This window comes from Streptomyces sp. YKOK-I1 (genome assembly GCF_054660435.1).
The window spans coordinates 8,787,407-8,805,018 of record NZ_BAAGDR010000001.1; the positions used below are offsets into that span (position 1 = coordinate 8,787,407).

19 protein-coding genes and 1 riboswitch are annotated in these 17,612 nt (G+C 73.9%); of the genes, 13 read left to right on the plus strand and 6 right to left on the minus strand.

Annotated features, from left to right (window positions below):
- Nucleotides 1-64: 64 nt before the first annotated feature.
- Entirely contained in the window at nt 65-1,390 is a 1,326-nt protein-coding gene (locus ACYQ8Q_RS39125; RefSeq protein WP_460071449.1) for an acyl-CoA dehydrogenase family protein, read from the plus strand.
- Entirely contained in the window at nt 1,387-2,445 is a 1,059-nt protein-coding gene (locus ACYQ8Q_RS39130; RefSeq protein ID WP_460071450.1) for a phosphotransferase family protein, read from the plus strand. The genes ACYQ8Q_RS39125 and ACYQ8Q_RS39130 overlap by 4 nt, the downstream gene beginning before the upstream one ends.
- Before the next feature lie 7 nt (nt 2,446-2,452).
- On the opposite strand, the gene ACYQ8Q_RS39135 is transcribed toward ACYQ8Q_RS39130, so the two are convergent.
- Nucleotides 2,453-3,220 (minus strand): SDR family oxidoreductase, encoded by a 768-nt coding sequence (locus tag ACYQ8Q_RS39135; RefSeq protein WP_460071452.1) that lies wholly within the window; start codon nt 3,218-3,220, stop codon nt 2,453-2,455.
- 54 nt (nt 3,221-3,274) lie between these two features.
- Here ACYQ8Q_RS39135 and ACYQ8Q_RS39140 point away from each other — a divergent pair, with 54 nt between their 5' ends.
- Together ACYQ8Q_RS39140 and ACYQ8Q_RS39145 are read left to right on the plus strand one after the other, a co-directional pair.
- Nucleotides 3,275-4,705, plus strand: coding sequence for a class I adenylate-forming enzyme family protein (locus tag ACYQ8Q_RS39140; protein ID WP_460071454.1), 1,431 nt, complete (start codon nt 3,275-3,277; stop codon nt 4,703-4,705).
- Complete coding sequence (locus tag ACYQ8Q_RS39145) at nt 4,698-5,828, plus strand: thiolase family protein (RefSeq protein WP_460071456.1); 1,131 nt, start codon at nt 4,698-4,700, stop codon at nt 5,826-5,828. The genes ACYQ8Q_RS39140 and ACYQ8Q_RS39145 overlap by 8 nt, the downstream gene beginning before the upstream one ends.
- An 11-nt stretch (nt 5,829-5,839) precedes the next feature.
- Here ACYQ8Q_RS39145 and ACYQ8Q_RS39150 read toward each other — a convergent pair whose 3' ends face one another.
- From ACYQ8Q_RS39150 to ACYQ8Q_RS39170, 5 genes are all read right to left on the minus strand, one after another.
- Nucleotides 5,840-6,640, minus strand: coding sequence for an acyl-CoA thioesterase (locus tag ACYQ8Q_RS39150; RefSeq protein WP_460071458.1), 801 nt, complete (start codon nt 6,638-6,640; stop codon nt 5,840-5,842).
- 10 nt (nt 6,641-6,650) lie between these two features.
- A complete protein-coding gene (locus ACYQ8Q_RS39155) occupies nt 6,651-7,451 on the minus strand; it encodes an acyl-CoA dehydrogenase family protein (protein WP_460071460.1) in 801 nt (266 codons plus the stop codon).
- Between the two features lie 2 nt (nt 7,452-7,453).
- Nucleotides 7,454-8,608: an acyl-CoA dehydrogenase family protein gene (locus tag ACYQ8Q_RS39160; RefSeq protein WP_460071462.1), complete on the minus strand. Its 1,155-nt coding sequence runs from the start codon at nt 8,606-8,608 to the stop codon at nt 7,454-7,456.
- Nucleotides 8,605-9,015 carry a nuclear transport factor 2 family protein gene (locus ACYQ8Q_RS39165; RefSeq protein WP_460071464.1) on the minus strand — a complete coding sequence of 137 codons (411 nt, stop codon included), beginning with the start codon at nt 9,013-9,015 and terminating at the stop codon, nt 8,605-8,607. Before ACYQ8Q_RS39165 ends, ACYQ8Q_RS39160 begins: the two co-directional genes overlap by 4 nt.
- A 63-nt stretch (nt 9,016-9,078) precedes the next feature.
- Nucleotides 9,079-9,543, minus strand: a complete 465-nt coding sequence (locus ACYQ8Q_RS39170) for a pyridoxamine 5'-phosphate oxidase family protein (protein ID WP_460071466.1) — start codon at nt 9,541-9,543, stop codon at nt 9,079-9,081.
- Between the two features lie 82 nt (nt 9,544-9,625).
- Between ACYQ8Q_RS39170 and ACYQ8Q_RS39175 the strand changes: the two genes are divergently transcribed.
- The 9 genes from ACYQ8Q_RS39175 (at nt 9,626) to ACYQ8Q_RS39215 (ending at nt 17,591) form a co-directional block, all read left to right on the plus strand.
- The gene (locus tag ACYQ8Q_RS39175) at nt 9,626-11,734 is read left to right on the plus strand and encodes a branched-chain amino acid ABC transporter permease (protein WP_460071468.1); all 2,109 of its coding nucleotides are present in this window, start codon (nt 9,626-9,628) and stop codon (nt 11,732-11,734) included.
- 4 nt (nt 11,735-11,738) lie between these two features.
- Nucleotides 11,739-12,425 (plus strand): ABC transporter ATP-binding protein, encoded by a 687-nt coding sequence (locus ACYQ8Q_RS39180; protein ID WP_460071470.1) that lies wholly within the window; start codon nt 11,739-11,741, stop codon nt 12,423-12,425.
- Nucleotides 12,422-13,126 carry an ABC transporter ATP-binding protein gene (locus ACYQ8Q_RS39185; protein WP_460071471.1) on the plus strand — a complete coding sequence of 235 codons (705 nt, stop codon included), beginning with the start codon at nt 12,422-12,424 and terminating at the stop codon, nt 13,124-13,126. Before ACYQ8Q_RS39180 ends, ACYQ8Q_RS39185 begins: the two co-directional genes overlap by 4 nt.
- Nucleotides 13,127-13,216: 90 nt before the next feature.
- Entirely contained in the window at nt 13,217-13,672 is a 456-nt protein-coding gene (locus ACYQ8Q_RS39190; RefSeq protein ID WP_460071473.1) for a hypothetical protein, read from the plus strand.
- Nucleotides 13,635-13,955, plus strand: a complete 321-nt coding sequence (locus ACYQ8Q_RS39195; protein WP_460071474.1) for a hypothetical protein — start codon at nt 13,635-13,637, stop codon at nt 13,953-13,955. The genes ACYQ8Q_RS39190 and ACYQ8Q_RS39195 overlap by 38 nt, the downstream gene beginning before the upstream one ends.
- A gap of 131 nt (nt 13,956-14,086) precedes the next feature.
- Nucleotides 14,087-14,209, plus strand: coding sequence for a putative leader peptide (locus tag ACYQ8Q_RS39200; RefSeq protein ID WP_460071476.1), 123 nt, complete (start codon nt 14,087-14,089; stop codon nt 14,207-14,209).
- A 144-nt stretch (nt 14,210-14,353) separates the two neighbouring features.
- Nucleotides 14,354-15,250 (plus strand): glutathione S-transferase C-terminal domain-containing protein, encoded by an 897-nt coding sequence (locus ACYQ8Q_RS39205; RefSeq protein ID WP_460071478.1) that lies wholly within the window; start codon nt 14,354-14,356, stop codon nt 15,248-15,250.
- A 65-nt stretch (nt 15,251-15,315) separates the two neighbouring features.
- Nucleotides 15,316-15,425, plus strand: a riboswitch (SAM riboswitch).
- Between the two features lie 367 nt (nt 15,426-15,792).
- On the plus strand, nt 15,793-16,770 hold the full coding sequence (locus tag ACYQ8Q_RS39210; protein ID WP_460071479.1) for an amino acid ABC transporter permease: 978 nt from the start codon (nt 15,793-15,795) through the stop codon (nt 16,768-16,770).
- Nucleotides 16,767-17,591 carry an amino acid ABC transporter ATP-binding protein gene (locus tag ACYQ8Q_RS39215; protein ID WP_460071482.1) on the plus strand — a complete coding sequence of 275 codons (825 nt, stop codon included), beginning with the start codon at nt 16,767-16,769 and terminating at the stop codon, nt 17,589-17,591. The genes ACYQ8Q_RS39210 and ACYQ8Q_RS39215 overlap by 4 nt, the downstream gene beginning before the upstream one ends.
- Nucleotides 17,592-17,612: the final 21 nt, after the last annotated feature.

Below are 17,612 nucleotides of genomic sequence, written 5' to 3' on the forward strand. Positions count from 1 at the left end.
TCGCTCGTGCAGAATAGCATTCTGAACATGGGTGAACGAGGGATTCAACGTGGGAGGGTGCGTCATGTGGGACTTCAGTACCGACGACGCGTTCCAGGAGAAACTCGACTGGGCCGCGCGACTCGTCCGTGAGGAGATAGAGCCGCTGGACGTGCTGTTCCCGGGTCATGCCGAGCCCTACGACCGGGGGAGCGAGGTCTTCCGTGAGGTCGTACGGCCGTTGCAGCGGCGGGTGCGCGAGCAGGGGCTGTGGGCCGCCCATCTGCCGCCCGCGCTCGGCGGGATGGGGATGGGGCAGGTGCACCTCGGCCTGCTGAACGAGATCCTCGGCCGGTCGAGCTGGGCGCCCATGTGCTTCGGCACCCAGGCCCCGGACTCCGGCAACGCGGAGATCCTCGCCCACTACGCCACCGAGGAGCAGCGCAAGGAGTACCTCGAACCGCTCCTCGACGGGCGGATCGTCTCCACCTTCGCGATGACCGAACCGACCGGCGGCGCCGACCCCGGCGGCTTCACCTGCACGGCGGTCCGCGAGGGCGACGAGTGGGTGATCGACGGCGAGAAGTGGTTCGCCTCCAACTACCCGCTCGCGGCCTTCGTCATCGCCATGGTGATCACCGACCCGGACGTGCCCGTCCACCAGGGCGCCTCGATGATCCTGATCCCGGCCGGGACGCCCGGCATGGAGATGGTGCGCGGCACCGGCATGGGCGGCGAGCCGCTCGGCGAGGGCGTGCACGGCTATCTGCGCTTCACCGGCTGCCGGGTCCCCGCCGAGAACCTCCTCGGCGAACCGGGCTCCGGCTTCCTGATCGCCCAGACCCGCCTCGGCGGCGGCCGGCTGCACCACGCGATGCGCTCCGTCGGCCAGTGCCGGAAGGCTCTGGAGATGATGACCGAGCGCGTCGCCTCCCGCCGCACCCGCGGCGGCCCCCTCGCCGACCAGCAGGCGGTGCGCCACCAACTCGCCGACACCTGGATCCAGATCGAGCAGTTCCGGCTGCAAGTCCTGCACGCCGCCTGGCACATGGACAGGGCCGCCCGCACCGGCGACCGCGCCGACGCCCGCCGCGCCCGCCTCCATGTCTCCGGCGTGAAGGTCGCCACCCCGAGGGTCCTGGTCGACGTCGCCTACCGCGCCCTCCATCTGCACGGGGCCCTCGGCGTCTCCAACGAACTGCCGCTGACCAGGATGTGGCACTCCGGACCGACGCTGGGCGTCGCCGACGGCCCCACCGAGGCCCACCAGGACGTCGTGGCCCGGCTGCTGCTCAAGGGCGCCGAACCGGCCGACGACCCGCTCTTCGGCTCCGCCCATCTGCCCACCCGGCTGGCCGCGGCCCGCGCCCGGTACGCGGACCGCCTTCCCGAGACGGCGGTGACCTGGTGACCGGCGACGACCTCACGGCAGGCCTCGAGGCCGACCTCGACCGGCTCAACGCCTGGACGGGCCTGGACGGCCTCCCCGGCGACGGACCCGTGACCGCCCTCGAACCGCTCACCGGCGGCGCCCAGAACCTCCTGTTCACCCTCCGCCGCGCCGACGGCACCGCACTCGTCCTGCGCCGCCCCGGCCGCCATCTGCGCTCCGGCGCCTCCGACGCGTTCCGTCGCGAGAGCCGCGTCCTCGCCGCCCTCGCCGGCACCGACGTACCGCACCCCCGGCTGCGGGCGAGCGTGCTCGACGACGACGTGCTCGGCGGGCCCTTCTCCGTCCTGGAGAAGATCGACGGCTTCGCCCCGCGCGGCACGCTCCCCGGCCGGTACGCGCGGGACGCCGGGTGGCGCCGTTCGCTGGCCTTCGCCCTCGTCGACGGCGCAGCGCGGCTCGCCGCCGTCGACCCGGCCCGGCACGGACTCGCCGATCTCGGCCGGCCCGAGGGCTGGCTGGAGCGCCAGACGCCCAAGTACCTGAAGATGCTGCACGGTTACCGCGACACCCCCGGCTACCGCGAGGGCGAGTCCCCCGAGGTCGACCCGGTCGCCGACTGGCTGGCCGCGCACACCCCCAAGGAGAGCGCCACCGGGATCGTCCACGGCGATCTCCAGTTCGCCAACGTCATGTTCGCCCATGACGCCCCCCGGCTCGCCGCGATCGTCGACTGGGAGATGGCCTCCCTCGGCGACCCCCTCCTCGACCTCGCCTGGATCCTCACCGCCTGGCGCGAGAAGAGCGACCCGCCCGGCAGCGACCCCCAGTTCCAGCCCTGGGACGGGGTGCCCGGCCGTGCCGAACTCGTCGCCCGCTACGGCGAGTGCACCGGCCGCGACGTCTCCGGCTTCCGCTGGTACCAGGTCCTCGCCTGCTTCCGCCTCGCCGCCCTCCTGGAGGGCAGCTACGCCCGCGCCCTCGCCGGGAGGATGAACCGCGGGCTCGGCGAGGGACTGCACGGCTACGCGGGCTGGCTGTGGGCGAAGGCGCGGCAGGAGATGGACGCCGACTGAGCCGGTCCTATTTCGGCGGGAATCTCAACGCGCCGTCCAGGCGCACCACTTCACCGTTGAGGTAGTCGTTCTCGCACAGGTGCTGGACCAGGGCCGCGTACTCCTCGGGGCGCCCCATCCGACGCGGGTGGGGCACCTGCGGCCCCCAGTACGCCTCCAGTTGCCCGCCCGCCTTGCCGTAGGCGGGGGTGAGGATCGTGCCCGGCGCCACCGAGACGACCCGGACGCCGAGCGGGGACAGATCCCGGGCGGCCACCAGGGTCATCGCGGACACCCCGCCCTTGGCCGCCGCGTAGGGAAGCTGGCCGATCTGCCCCTCGTACGCCGCGATGGAGGACGTGGTGACGACGACCCCGCGCCCGCCGTCCCCGTCGAGGGGCGCGGTGCGGGCGATGGCCGCGGCGGCCAGCCGCAGGACGTTGAACACGCCGGTCAGATAGACGTCGACCGTCGTACGGAACCCCTCCAGCGCGAGGGGTGAGCCGTCCTTGCCGACCAGCCGGCCGCCGCTCGCCGGGCCGCCGTGACAGTCCACCGCGATCCGGAACGCCCCCGCGTCCGCCGCCTCCCGCACCGCCGACGCCACCGACTCCTCGTCGGTGGCGTCGGTGCGCACGTACCGCACCCCCAGCTCGTCCTGGAGCGCCTTGCCCTTGTCGTCCGCCAGATCGGCCACCACGACCCGGGCCCCGGCCGCGTGCAGACGCCGTACCGTCGCCTCGCCGAGACCGCCCGCGCCGCCGACCACCAGGGCCGAGGAACCTTCGATCAGCACCGTCATTCCCCTCTCTTGCGAGTCGGCCTCTGAGTGTATGAGAATGGCGTTCTCATGAACATAGCCGTGATCCTGGAAATGGCCGCATCCGCGGGGGACCGGCCGGCCGTCACCGAGGGCGGCCGTTCGCTCTCCGCCGCCGGACTCCAGCGCCTCGCGCACCACGCGGCCGACCGCTTCCGTGACCGCTCCGCGGTCCTGTACCTGGGGACGAACCACCTCGCCTACCCCGTCGCCCTGTTCGGCGCGGCCCTGGCAGGCGTCCCCTTCGTCCCCCTCAACTACCGCCTCGCACCGGAGCAGCTGGACGAGCTCACCGCCCGTCACCCCGGCGCCGCCCTGCTCCGCCCGGACGACCTGGACGGCCTCCTCGCCCCGCCCGGCGACCCCGCCGCGCGGCCCGCCCCCGACGACCGCGACGCCACCGCCGTCGTCCTCTACACCAGCGGGACCACGGCCGCCCCCAAGGCGGCCCTGCTGCGCCACCGCCATCTGCTCTCCTACGTCTTCAACACGCAGGACTTCGGCTCCGCCGACCCGTCCGACGCGACCCTCGTCGCGCTCCCGCCGTACCACGTGGCCGGCCTGATGAACCTGCTCACCAACCTCTACGCGGGCCGCCGCATCGTCTACCAGGCGTCCTTCGACCCGGCCGGCTGGCTGGCGACCGTACGCCGCGAGCGCGTCACACACGCCATGCTCGTGCCGACCATGCTCGCCCGCATCAGCGCCGAACTGGGCGACGCGCCCGCCGGGACGCCGAGCCTGCGCAGCCTCGCCTACGGCGGCGCCCGCGCGCCCCGGCCGGTGGTGGAGCGGGCGCTGCGGCAGTTCCCGGACACCGGCTTCGTCAACGCCTACGGACTGACCGAGACCGCCTCCTCGGTGTGCGTGCTGGGCCCCGACGACCACTGGCGGGCCGTCGCCTCCGACGAACCGGCCGTCCGTGAGCGGCTCGGCTCGGTCGGCCGGCCGCTGCCCGGCGTCGAGGTCGAGATCCGCGACGCCGACGGCACGGTCCTGGCGCCGGGGACGACCGGGCTCGTCTTCGTCCGCGGGGAACAGATCTCCGGCGAGTACGCGGGCGCCGAGGACACCGTCACCGACGGCTGGTTCGCCACCCGCGACCGGGGGCGGCTCGACTCCGGCGGCTACCTCCACATCGAGGGCCGCGCCGACGACACCATCATCCGGGGCGGCGAGAACATCGCCCCGGCCGAGATCGAGGACGTCCTCCTCGGACACCCGGGCGTACGGGAGGCCGCCGTGCTCGGGGTGCCGGATCCGGAGTGGGGGCAGCGGCTCGTCGCCGTCCTCGTCGGAGCGGGCGACCCGGAGGCGATCCGGGCCTACGCCAAGGCACGCCTGCGCTCGGCCAGGACCCCGGACACCGTCGTCTTCCGCCCCGAACTGCCCCGCACCGCCACCGGAAAGCTGCTCCGTCGCACCCTCGTCGCCGAACTGGAGGAGGCCGCCGATGCCTGAAGCCGTGATCGTCGCCGCCCTGCGCACCCCGATCGGCACCGCGTTCAAGGGCACCCTGCGCGACACCACCGCCCACGAACTGGCCGAACGGGTGGTCGGCGCGGTGGCGGAGGGCCTCGACCCGGACCGGGTGGACGACGTCGTCCTCGCCGAGTCGCACTACGGCGGGGGAGTCGTCGCCCGCCACGCCGCCCTCACCGCCGGCCTGCCGCACGTACCGGGGCTGGCCCTGAACCGGCACTGCGCGGGCGGCCTGGCCGCCGTCCAGACCGCCGCCGCCTCGATCCGGGCCGGTATGGACCGGCTGGTGCTCGCGGGCGGGGCGCAGTCCCTGTCCACCGCGCCCCGGCTGACCTTCCGGGGCACCGAACGCTGGGTGCCGCCCTCCCACCCCGACCGCCCCGACGCGCCCCACCTGGACATGTCGATCACCGTCGGCTGGAACACGGCCGTCCGGGCCGGCATCGGCCGCGCCGAGATGGACGCCTGGGCGCTGCGCTCCCACCGCAACGCCGTCCGCGCCCTGGACGAGGGCCGCTTCAAGGACGAGACCGTGCCGCTGGACACCCCGCACGGGGTCTTCACGGCCGACGAACACCCGCGCCGCGACACCAGCGCCGAGAAGCTGGCCCGGCTGAAGCCGCTGCACCCGGAGATAGAGGGCTTCTCGATCACGGCCGGGAACGCCTCCGGGGCCAACGACGCGGCGGCGGTCCTCGCCGTGGCCGACGACCGCTCGGGCCTGCCCGCGCTCGCCACCGTCCGCGCGTGGGCCTCGGTCGCCGCCGACCCCGCGGAGACCGGACTGACCCCGGTGCGGGCCATTCCCAAGGCCCTCGCCCGGGCCGGGATGTCCGTCGCCGACGTCGGCCTCTTCGAGATCAACGAGGCCTTCGCCTCGGTCCCCGTCGCCGCGATCCACCGCCTCGGCCTCGACGCCGACACGGTCAACGTCAACGGCAGCGGCTGCTCCCTCGGCCACCCGGTCGCCGCCTCCGGCGCCCGCATGCTGGTCACCCTCGTCCACGAACTGCGCCGCCGGGGCGGCGGAGTGGGGGTGGCGTCGATGTGCGCGGGCGGGGGGATGGGCTCGGCGGTGGTGGTGGAGGTCCCCGCGCCCTGAACCGCTGCGGTTCACAGGAACCGCAGCAGCGCCTCCTGCGCGTACGACGCCACCAGGGTGCCCTCGCCGGTCAGTACGTCCCCGCGACCGAAGCAGCGGCCGTGGGCGGCGACGGGGCTGTGCTGGCGCAGGAGGAGCCAGTCGCCGAGTTCGGCCGGGCGGTGGAACCACACCGTGTGCGAGGTGACCGCCGAGACGAACGCCCGCCCGGAGTCGGTCTGGGTCACCCCGGCCACCGGCCGCAGGGCGGTGCCGATCGGGGTGAGATCCGTGGCGTACGCGAGGAGGGCCGGCGCCAGCGGCCACCGCACCTTCGGCACCTGGGTCCACAGTTCGAAGACGGGCGGCTCGGCCTTCTCGGTGTCGAGGTCGGTCGCCGCCCGTGACTCCCAGGGGAGCAGCGGGAGTCCGGCGCCGTGCTCCGGGCCGGGGAGCGCGGGCACCGGGTCGACGGTCTGCCGGTCCGGGCCCTCCTCCCACACATGCAGGCTCGCGTTGGCCACGGCGACGATCCCGTGCCCCTGGCGGGCGGTGAGCCGTGCGGCGGCGAACGTCCGGCCTTCCTGCGGGAGTTCGGCCGTGTAGCGCACCGGCTCACCGGTCCGGCCCTCCCGCAGGAACTGGGTGTGCAGGGACTTCAGGCCCTTGCCGGGGGCGGCCAGGGTGGCGGCGCGGGCGAACTGGGCGAGCAGCTGGCCGCCGAACAGGCGCCGGTACTCCAGTTGTTGGGAGCGGCCCTCGTAGACACCCGGCTCGCGCGGGGTGAGGTCGAGGCAGCCGAGCAGGTCGGGCCAGAGATCGACGGTGGTCATCCGGGGCTCCTCAGAGGTCGACCAGACGAGGTGTGCGGCCCTCGCGCAGCAGCAACGCGCCCGCCTCGCGGGTGAGTTCGCGGGCGGAGCCCAGGAGGCCGTCGAGGACGAGGGCCCGCCGGACATGGCGGTGCAGCTCGTGCTCGGCGGTGAAACCGATACCGCCCAGGGCCTGCTGGCAGTGCCGGGCGGCGGTGAGCGCGGCCCGTCCGGCGGCGGCCTTGGCCAGCAGCGAGCCGGTGTCGTCGGCCGCCGCCGTGAGCGCCGCCTGCGCGCCCTCCAGGGCGACGTACGTCTCCGCGAGCCGGTGCCGCAGCGCCTGGAAGGAGGCGAGCGGGCGACCGAACTGCTCACGGTCCAGGATGTGCCGGCGGGCGAGGGCGAGCATCGCGTGGCCGGTGCCCAGCAGCCACCAGCCCAGCGCCCGGCGCCCGGCGGCGAGGGGGAGGAGCGGTGCGTCGGGCGCGGCGCGGCGCAGGGGGAGTTCGGGGTCGAGCGGGCTGTCGTACGGCGGGCTGTCGTACGGCGGGCTGCGGTACGGCGATCCCTCCCTGAGCCAGACCAGACGGGTGCCGCCGGTGAAGGGGAGGGCCGGGGTGCCGGTGAGGGGGAGGCCGGCGGCGTGCAGGAGGACGTCGTTGAGGACCGGGGCGTGCCGGCCGGTCTCGCCGAGCAGCCGGAACAGCAGTGGGACGACCGTCTCCGGCTCCTCCAGGAGCATGTCGGGCCAGCCCAGGTCGGTGAGGTCGGCGCCCGAGGTGAGCGTCCTGCGCAGGGTGTCGCCCAGCAGGGCGCGCTCGGCCGGGTCCACGGTCACTCCTTTCCGAGGTCCAGCAGTCGGCGGGCGACGATGTTGCGCTGGATCTCGGCCGTGCCGCCGTAGATCGTCGCGGCCCGTGAGTAGAGGTACTCGGTGCGCCAGGCCGACGCGCCCAACTCCACCGCTCCCGGCAGCAGGTCGCGGGCCGTGTCGAACAGCCGTTGCTCGGCGCCGGCCAGCAGGATCTTGTCCACGGAGGTCTCCGGGCCGAGCCGGCCGCCCCCGGCCAGCCGGGCCTGGGTGGCGGCCGAGCGGCAGCGGGTGGTGTGCAGGTCGACCCAGACCGATCCGAGCGCGTCCGCGTCGGCCTCGCAGCCGTCGGCGAGCAGCCGGTCGAGACGGCTGTAGAGATGGGCGATCCGGTGCCAGAAGCAGGTGGAGCGCTCGTGCGGCAGCAGGTCCGTCGCGAGCCGCCAGCCGTCGCCGGGGGCGCCGAGCAGCCGGGACGCGGGGACCGGGACGTCGTCGAGGAACACCTCGGCGAACTCGTCCACGCCGTGCATCGTGCGCAGCGGGCGGACCGTGATCCCGGGGGAGTCCATGTCGACGAAGAACGCGCTGATCCCGGCGTGTCCGGGGCTGCCGGTGCGGGCCAGCAGGACACAGCGGGCCGCGTACTGGGCGAGGCTCGTCCACACCTTCTGCCCGGACACCCGCCAGCCCGCCCCGTCGGCCGACGGGACCGCCCGGGTGGACAGGGACGCCAGATCGCTGCCCGCGCCCGGCTCGGAGAAGCCCTGGCACCACTGCTCCCGCCCGTCCAGCAGCCGGGGCACCATCTCGGCGGCCAGCGCGGGCGGCGCGTAGTCGATCAGGGTCGGGACCAGCACCTCCACCATCGACCAGATGCCGGGCTCGGCGAGGCCCCGGGCGGCGACCTCCTCGCCGAGGACCGCGCGCAGGGCGCTCGGCCCGCCGAGCCCGCCGACCTCGGCCGGCCAGCCGTAGCGCATCCAGCCGGCCGCCCACAACGCCCGCCGCACCCGGGCGAGTTGACCGACCTGTCCGTCCAGTCCACCGTCGTCGCCGGCCGGGGACAGATCGTGGTCGTCGAGCCAGTCGCGCAGCTCGCGGCGGAAGGCGCCGAGGCCGACCGAGGGGTCGGTGGAGGGGTCGGTGGAGGGGTCGGTGAAGGGGGAGATCCTCATGACCGGGTGAAGGCGTGCGGCCGCCCGGAGTCGTGGGCGCCGCTGCGCCGGATGAAGGTCATCGCCCGGGTGCGCAGCCGCCAGCCGTCGGCGGTGCGGGCGTAGGTGTCGTCGTAGTAGCCGATCCGCATCTCGTGCCGGGCGTGCTCGACGAAGCAGAGCGGCTGGGTGCCGGTCGCCGTGTCGCCGTCCAGCTCGATCACCGGTGTCCCGACCAGGAACAGGCCCTTGGGGGCGGCGGCGGCCAGCGCGGGGAACGCGTCGAGCGGATAGGTGTCGCCGAACGCGCTGTACGTGCCGTCCGGGGTGAAGACGGCGAGCACCCGGTCCACGTCGCCGCGGGTCATCGCCACCGCGTAGCGGCCGAGGAGCTGCTCGATCTCCACCAGGTCGTCGGTGTCGCTCAAGAGACCTCCCGAGAATATGATTCTCTCAAACGAGTATCACGCTTCCATGCTCGTCGGCGCCCGTCAACGCCGCAGCTTCCCGAAGTCCCAGCTGACCACCTCGTCCGGCACCAGGCGCAGCCATCCGTGCCGCCCGTCGTACCGGAACCGCCCGCCCGCGTACTTCTCCCCGAACAGCCGCTCCGGCTCGACGAGTCCGCCGTACGGCTCGCCCGTGCGCGGCACCTCGCCGACCACCTCCGCCGGTCCGCGCAGCTCCACCCCGCGCAGTGCCGGGAAGTCGAAGCCGCCCTCGTCCACCACCACCGAGATCCGGCCCTGTTGCACCACGTCGGACCAGCGGCGGCTGCCCACCAGCGAGTTGAGCCACAGTGCCGTCCCGTCCCAGACGAACCACAGCGGGCTGATGTGCGGATGGCCGTCGGACGCCGTGACGGCGACCCGGCAGACGGGCTGGGCGCGCAGGAACGCGTCGACCTCCGCGGCGTCCATCGCGATCGCGGCGCCGCGCTTCTGTGGTCCGGCCATGGATCCTCCCTCTGCTCGACCTCTTGTCCGACCTCTGTCCGAATGGTTGATTCTCCAATAGTGAGAAGCTAGTTTCCAGTCCATGGATCAGTTCCTGGCCTTCACGGTGGTCGGCCTGAGTACCGCCGCGATCTACGCCGTGATCGGCAGCGGTCTGGTGCTCACCCACACCACGGCCGGTGTCTTCAACTTCGCCCACGGCGCGGCCGGGATGCTCGCGGCCTTCGCCTACTGGCAGCTGGCCGTCGGCTGGGCCTGGCCGGTGCCGCTCGCGCTCGCCGCCGTGCTCCTCGTCCTCGCGCCCGCCTTCGGCCTCCTCGTCGAGCGGGTGCTGATGCGCCCGGTGCAGACGCTCGGCGAGGCGGAACGCCTGGTCATGACGGTCGCGCTGCTCACCGGGTGCATCGCGCTGGCCCGCTGGGTCTGGGACCCCAACACCGCCCGTCCCCTCACCCCCTTCTTCGCCGACCGCCCCGCGCTGCGGCTCGGTCCGGCCGCCGTCACCTGGCACCAGGCCGTCACCACGGCCGTCGCCGTCGCGGTCGCCGCCGGCCTGTGGTTCCTGCTGCACCGCACCCGCGCCGGCACCGAGATGCGCGCCTGCGTCGACGACCGGGAGCTCGCCGGACTCACCGGCGCCGATCCGCTGCGGGCCGGACGACTGGCCTGGGTGCTCGGCATCCAGCTCGCCGCCGTCGGCGGCATCCTCATCGCGCCGACCGTCGCGCTCGACGCCCAGCAGCTCTCCCTGCTCATCGTCAGCGCCTACACCGCCGCCGTCTTCGGCCGGCTGCGCAGCCTGCCGCTCACCTTCCTCGGCGCGGTCGTCGTCGGCCTGCTGGAGGCCTACCTCGCCGGCTACCTCCCGCAGAACGCCTACCTCCCCGGACTGCGCCTGGCCGCCCCCGCCCTGCTGCTGCTCCTGGCCCTGCTCGCCTTCCCGCACCGCCGGCTGCGCGGCCGCGACCGGCGCCTGGTCCCCGTGCCGCTGCCCGGCCGGCGCGGCGCCCCGCTCCTCGCGGCCGCGATCCTCGGCCTGGCCCTGGTCCTGGTGACCGTCCTCGCCGAGGACTCCCTCGTCCCGTACGGCGCGGTCTTCTCCCTCGGCGTGGTCGCGCTGTCGTACGTCCCGCTCGCCGGGTTCGCCGGGCAGGTCTCCCTGTGCCAGCTCTCCATCGCCGGGATCGGCGCGGTGGTCTGGGGCCACCTCGGGGCGCACGGCGAGCTGTGGGCGCTGCCGGCCGCCGTGCTGGTCGCCGCCGCCGTCGGCGCGCTCGTCGCCGTACCGGCGCTGCGGCTGTCCGGGATCTACCTCGCCCTCGGCACCACCGCGTTCGCCGTGATCCTCGACCGCTGGATCTTCACCCTGCCCGCCTTCGACGTCCTCGGGGTGCGCATCGCCCTGTTCGACCAGGGCTCGGTCAACGTCACCGGACCCGACCTGTTCGGACTGCACCTCACCAGCCCGGCCCAGCTGCTCCTGCTGGCCGCGGTCTGCCTCGCGCTCGCCTCCCTCGGGGTCGCAGCCCTGCGCCGCGGCCGGTTCGGGCGCCGGCTGATCGCGCTGCGCGACAGCGAGGCCGCCTACGCCACCCTCGGCGGCCGGCTCCTCGGCGCCAAGGTCGCCGTCTTCGCCCTGTCCGCCGGGATCGCGGGCCTGGGCGGCGCCCTGTACGGCATGCAGCTCCAGACCGTCACCGCTGACCAGTTCAACCTCGTCGCCGGGCTGCCGATCTTCCTGGTCGCGGTCATCGCCGGACTCGGCTCGGTAGGCGCCGGCCTGTTCACCGGGGTCGCGTTCGTCGTACCGACCCAGCTGCTCGGCGAACTCGGCACCTGGGCGCAGGACCTGTCGGCCCTGCTGATCGCCCTCGCCGGCATGGGCCTGGCCCACAGCCCCAGCGGGATCATCACCCGGCTGCGCACCGAATGGGCGCCGCTCGCCCGGGACCGGCTGCTCCTGGCGGCCGCGGGCGCGGTGCTCGCCGCCTGCTGGCTGCTCGCGGCGCTGGACGCGGTGCGCGGATGGCCGGCGCTCGTCGTCGCCCTCGCGGCGGCCACGGCCCTGCGCATCCGGGCCGCGGCACGTCAACAGGAGCCGGAGGGAACGCCGTTGGAATGGCGGGGAGTACGCCGGCCCTGGCGGCCCGAGGACGGGGAGGTGCTGAGCCGTGCCACTGCTGCGGGCTGAGGAGGTGACCGTAGCCTTCGGCGGACGACGGGCCCTCGACTCCGTGTCCCTGACCGCCGAGGTCGGCCGGGTCACCGGGCTCATCGGGCCCAACGGGGCGGGCAAGAGCACCCTGTTCGACGTCGTCTCCGGGCTGCGCCGGCCCCGTACCGGACGGGTCCGGCTGGACGGCCGGGACATCACCCGCGAGGGGCCCGCCCGGCGCGCCCGGCGCGGTATGTCCCGCACCTTCCAGCACCTGGAACTCTTCGGCCGGCTCTCCGTCCGCGACAACCTCCTCGTCGCCGCCGAACTCGGCCCCGAGCGCCGGCACGCCGCACGGACCGCCGACGCCGTCCTCGGCCGGCTGGGACTGACGGCCCTCGCCGACGACCCGGCCGACGCCCTGCCCACCGGTGTCGCCCGGCTCGTCGAGGTCGGCCGCGCCCTCGTCCTGCGGCCGCGCGTCCTGCTCCTGGACGAGCCCGCCGCCGGACAGGACGCCGAGGAGACCGAACGGTTCGCCGCGCTGCTGCGCTCCCTCGCCGCCGACGGCACCGCCGTCCTCCTCGTCGAGCACGACATGAGCCTGGTGATGAGCGTCTGCGACGAGGTGTACGTCCTCGACCTCGGCCACGTCGTGGCCTGCGGCCCGCCCGCCCGGATCCAGCGCGACGAGACGGTGCTGGCGGCCTACCTGGGGGAAGCATGAGCCTGCTGGAGCTCGTCGGCGTCCGCGCCGCGTACCACGGCATCTCCGTACTGCACGGAGTGGACCTCTCGGTCGCCGCCGGACAGGTGGTCGCCCTCCTCGGCCCCAACGGGGCGGGAAAGACCACCGTGCTGAAGGTCGCCTCCGGGGTCCGTCCGCCGAGCGGCGGGCGGCTGCTGCTCGGCGGACGGGACGTCACCGGCATCCGCCCCGGCGACCTCGCCCGGGCCGGGGTCTGTCTCGTCCCCGAGGGCCGGGGCGTCTTCCCCAACCTCTCGGTCCGCGACAACCTCCTGATGATGACCTTCACCGGCCGCACCCGGGAGGAGATCGAGGAGACCGCCTACGCCCGCTTTCCCGTCCTCGGCCGGCGCCGCACCCAGCACGCGGGCACCCTCTCCGGCGGCGAGCAGCAGATGCTCGCCCTCGCCCGGGGCCTGGCCACCGATCCCGCCGTCCTGCTCCTCGACGAACTCTCCATGGGTCTCGCCCCGCTGGTCGTCGCCGAGCTGTACGAACTCGTTGCCGGGATCGCCCGGCAGGGCGTCGCGGTCCTCGTCGTCGAACAGTTCGCCACCGCCGTGCTGAAGATCGCCGACCACGCCGCCGTCCTCGTCCGCGGCCGTGTCCAGTGGCAGGGACACCCGGACAGCTCCCTGCACGCCGAGCTGTCGTCGTACTACCTGGGCAGCGCCCCATGAGGTCGCAGTGCCCGCAGTGCCCGCCATGCCCGCGGCGCCTGCCGTCCCCGCCGTCCTGCCGTGCCCGCCGTGCCAGTTGAGGAGCGCCAGATGACCACCACCTCCGTGACCTCCGTGCCGGGGCCGCCCGCCGACCGGGCGGAGCGGTTCGTCCGGGAACTCGCCGCCCTGAAGATCCCCGATCCGGCCGCCGCCCGCGCCGCCCTCTGGCTGCGCCTCGGCGGACTGCTGATGTGCGCCGGCCTGGTCCTCGGCGGGCTCGCCTTCCCGCTCGCCCACGCCACCGACTCCGCCCTCGGCCAGGGCGACGCCCTCGCCCTCGGCCTCGGCGGGGTCACCGCCGCGGTGGTCGGCGGCGCGCTCTTCCTGCGTTACTCCCTCACCGGCTTCCTGCGCTTCTGGCTGGCCCGTCAGTCCTACGACCTGGACCGGCTGGGGGAGCAGCTGACAGCCGCCGTTTCCACGCCCACCTCCACCGCCACCCCCGCCCCCGAAGGAGAACCGAGCCATGGCGACCTCCCCCGCACCGGCCCCGCGCCCCGGTGACCAGCTCGCCTCGGCGAACGGCACCACCCGGGTGATCGTCATCCGGGTCCCCGCGGACGCGGCCGGCCCCATCGAGTGCGGCGGCGCCCCGATGGTCCCGGCCGGGCAGGCGCCGGCCGCCCCGCCCGCCGCGGCGACAACCGGCACCCTCATCGGCAAGCGGTACGTCGACGCCGACGACACCCTCGAACTGCTCTGCACCGCCTCCGGTGCGGGACCCCTGACCTACGGAGGACAGCCGCTGACCGTCAAGGCGCCCAAGGCGCTGCCCGCCTCGGACTGATCCGCCTCGGACTGATCCGCCTCGGACCGATCCGTCTCACCCGCCGTACTCACCTGGTGGACGCCCCCTTGACGTCCGCCGGGGGTGGATCGACACTCGATTCGGGAATCCTAGTGAACAGGTAGGGAAACATGGGGCGCCTGCATCCGGCCACCGGCCGCACAAGCCGCACGACCTGGTCGTCGCCCCTTCTCACCTCCCGCCGTCACATCGACCTGCAGCGCGTCTGCAGCGCCATCAGCCCGACCGGCTGAGCCGGGCCCCTCCCGCGCCGGACCGAGCGGCGGTGTCCACCGGACACCGCCCCGTCCCGCGTGTGTGGACGAGGGCCGTCTCCCTTTTCGCCGTCGCATCCGCCGTGCGCACGTCCGCCCGTGCGCCCGCCCCCGGGGAGAGTCATGTCCGTCACACCGCTGGCCGCCCACCCGTCCGTCCGTCCCGCCCCCGCCTTTCGGGGCCGCATCGGCCGGGACGCGCGCAGCGGGCACTACGCCGTGCCGCGCCGCTACCGGCTCCATCTGTCCACCGCCGACCCGGACGGGCTGCGCATCGCCGTCACCCACACCCTCCTCGGCCTCGACCGGGCCTGTCCGGTGACCTTCCTGCCCGCCGTCCCCGACTGTCCCGACGGCGGTCATACGCAACTGCGCCCGCTCTACGACGCCAGCGCCCACCGCTACACCGGCCCGGCCCTCGCGCCGGTGCTCAGCGACGACTGGTCGGGCCGGATCGTCTCCACCCACGGCCCCGACATCGCCCGGGACCTCGCCCGGAGATTCGCCGGCGGCCGGGCCGTGCTGTACCCGTGCGGCGCGGAGTCGGAGATCGAGGCCGTGGAGCGGATGTGCGCCCAGGGCATCGAGCGGGCGGCCCAGTGCGCCGGGGACGCGGGCGCCGACCCGGCCGGGCGGGCCGCCGCACTCGACGCGCTGCTCGCCACCCTCGGCGTACTGGAGCAAGGGCTCAGCGTGCAGCCGTATCTGATCAGTGATCAGATCACCGCGGCGGACGTCGAGTTGTGGGTGGCGCTGGTCCGGCTGGACACCGTGCACCGGCATCACCTCGACGCCGACGCCGTGCGCCGTATCGCCGGACACCCCGCCCTGTGGGCCTACGCCCGCCGGCTGGCCGCCCACCCGGCCTTCGGTGCGCACCTCGACCTGGGCGGCATCGCCCGCCGCCACCACGCCCGTTGCCAGGGCCTGGAGGCCGCCGGAGCCGCTGTCCAGATCCTGGACTGGGCGGCCTACGCGGCGGACGGAAACGGCCTTCCCCCGCAGGTCAACCGGCCCTGAGGGAGTCCACCCCTCGGACGGCCGTTGACATTTGATCGGTCGACTGCCTTACTTGCGGGCAGAACGGTCATGAGCGTCAGCGACAAGCCCTGGCTTGCTGACCGGCAACCCTCGCTCCGCGGTGGGGTGCCCCAGGTGACGACCGGACCGGATGACGTTTCGGTAAGCGCGAGGCCCACAGGGCCGGAACAGAGATGGTGACGAGATGTACGCAGCTCCCAGGACGGCCGCACGCCGTCCCCAGGGCTGCGTACTGCCGTACGCGAACCTGTCGAACCTGTTCGCCGCCAACCGCGCCGTCGACCTGCTCCGCGTGAACAGCGCACTGTGTACCGCACCGGGCCGTGCCCGCTGTCGGGGCTGAACTCCTTCTTCTCTCCCTTCGCCCCGACTCCGCGTTCCTGACGGACACCGCCGAAGCGGTGTGCCGCCCACCGCCCCACCCCGGTTCCCTCGTACGCACCCGTGCGCCGCGCGCTGACCCCCCGCGGCTCCTCACGTCTGCGTCGGTCCGGGGTGCCCGACTCCCGCCGGAGCCCACCATGAGTGAACCCCCAGGCGCCGTGACCCTCGCCGAGGCACCCGCCGCCGACACCCCGTCAGAGAAGCTCACCGCACAGCGCGTTCAGCCGCTGCGCCGCCCGGGACGCTGGATCGCCACCGCCGTGGTGCTGGTCCTGGTGGCCCAGTTCGTGCACGGCCTGGTGTCCAACCCGTTCTACCAGTGGGACCGCTTCGGCTACTGGTTCCTGCGCCCCGTGATCCTCGACGGGCTGCTCATCACCCTCGAAGTCACCGCCTACAGCGCGGTGCTGGGCCTGCTCGGCGGCGTCCTGCTCGCCCTCGCCCGGCTCTCGAGGTCCCCGGTGCTGCGGGCCGTCAGCTGGACCTACGTCTGGGCGCTGCGCTCCATCCCGCTGATCGTCGTCCTGCTGTTCCTGTACAACTTCAGCGCCCTCTACCAGACGCTCAGCCTGGGCGTCCCCTTCGGCCCCGCGTTCTTCACCTTCGACGAGTCCCGGCTCGCCACCGACATGGTGATCGCGGTCGTCGGGCTCAGCCTCAACGAGGCCGCCTACGCCGCCGAAGTGGTCCGCGGCGGCATCCTCTCCGTCGACCAGGGCCAGCACGAGGCGGCCGCCGCCCTCGGCCTGCCCAAGGGCTACCAGTTCCGCAGGATCGTCTTCCCGCAGGCCCTGCGCTCGATCGTGCCGAACTACGTCAACCAGCTCATCGGCCTGGTCAAGGCCACCTCGCTGGTGTTCTACGTGTCGCTGCTCGACCTGTTCGGCACCGCGCAGACCATGGGCGCCACCTACCCCGGCGACATCGTGTCGCTGCTGCTGGTCGTCACCGTCTGGTACCTGATCCTGACCAGCCTCGTCTCCGTCGTCCAGTTCTACGTCGAGCGGTACTACGCCCGGGGCGCCACCCGCTCCCTGCCGCCGACGCCGTTGCAGCAGCTGCGGACCGGTCTCACCGACCTGCGGGCCCGCATCCGCCGGGAGGCCGCCGTATGACCACCGAGACCACCGAGACCACCGAGACCGTGAAGACCGACCCGGCCGCCGCCGCGGTGGTGCCCGCCGCCGTCGAGGTGCACGACGTGCACAAGTGGTACGGCGCCCACCGCGTCCTGGACGGCGTCAGCCTCACCGTCCGGCCCGGCGAGGTCACCGTGATCCTCGGCCCGTCCGGCTCCGGCAAGTCCACCCTGCTCCGGGTCATCAACCATCTGGAGAAGCCGGAGATCGGCCATGTCAGCGTCAACGGCGAACCGATCGGCGTCCGCCGGCACGGCGGCCGGCTGCGCGAGATCGGCGAACGCGCCATCCTCGCCCAGCGCAGCCGCATCGGCTTCGTCTTCCAGAACTTCAACCTCTTCCCGCACCTGACCGTGCTGGACAACGTCGCCGCCGCCCCCGTGGCGACGGGCCGGCTCGGCAAGCCCGAGGCACAGGAGTTCGCCCGCGAACTCCTCGGCCGGGTCGGCCTCGCCGACAAGGCCGGCGCCTACCCGCGCCAGCTCTCCGGCGGCCAGCAGCAGCGCGTCGCCATCGCCCGCGCCCTCGCCCTGCGCCCCGGCGTCATCCTCTTCGACGAGCCCACCTCCGCCCTCGACCCCGAACTGGTCGGCGAGGTCCTCGCCGTCATCAAGGACCTGGCGACCAGCGGCACCACCCTCGTCATCGTCACCCACGAGGTCGGCTTCGCCCGCGAGGTCGCCGACAAGGTCGTCTTCATCGACGGCGGCCGGATCGTCGAACAGGGCCCGCCCCACGAGGTCCTCGACAAGCCGCGGCACGAGCGGACCCGGGACTTCCTCAGCAAGGTCCTCTGACCGAGCCCACGACTTCCCCCC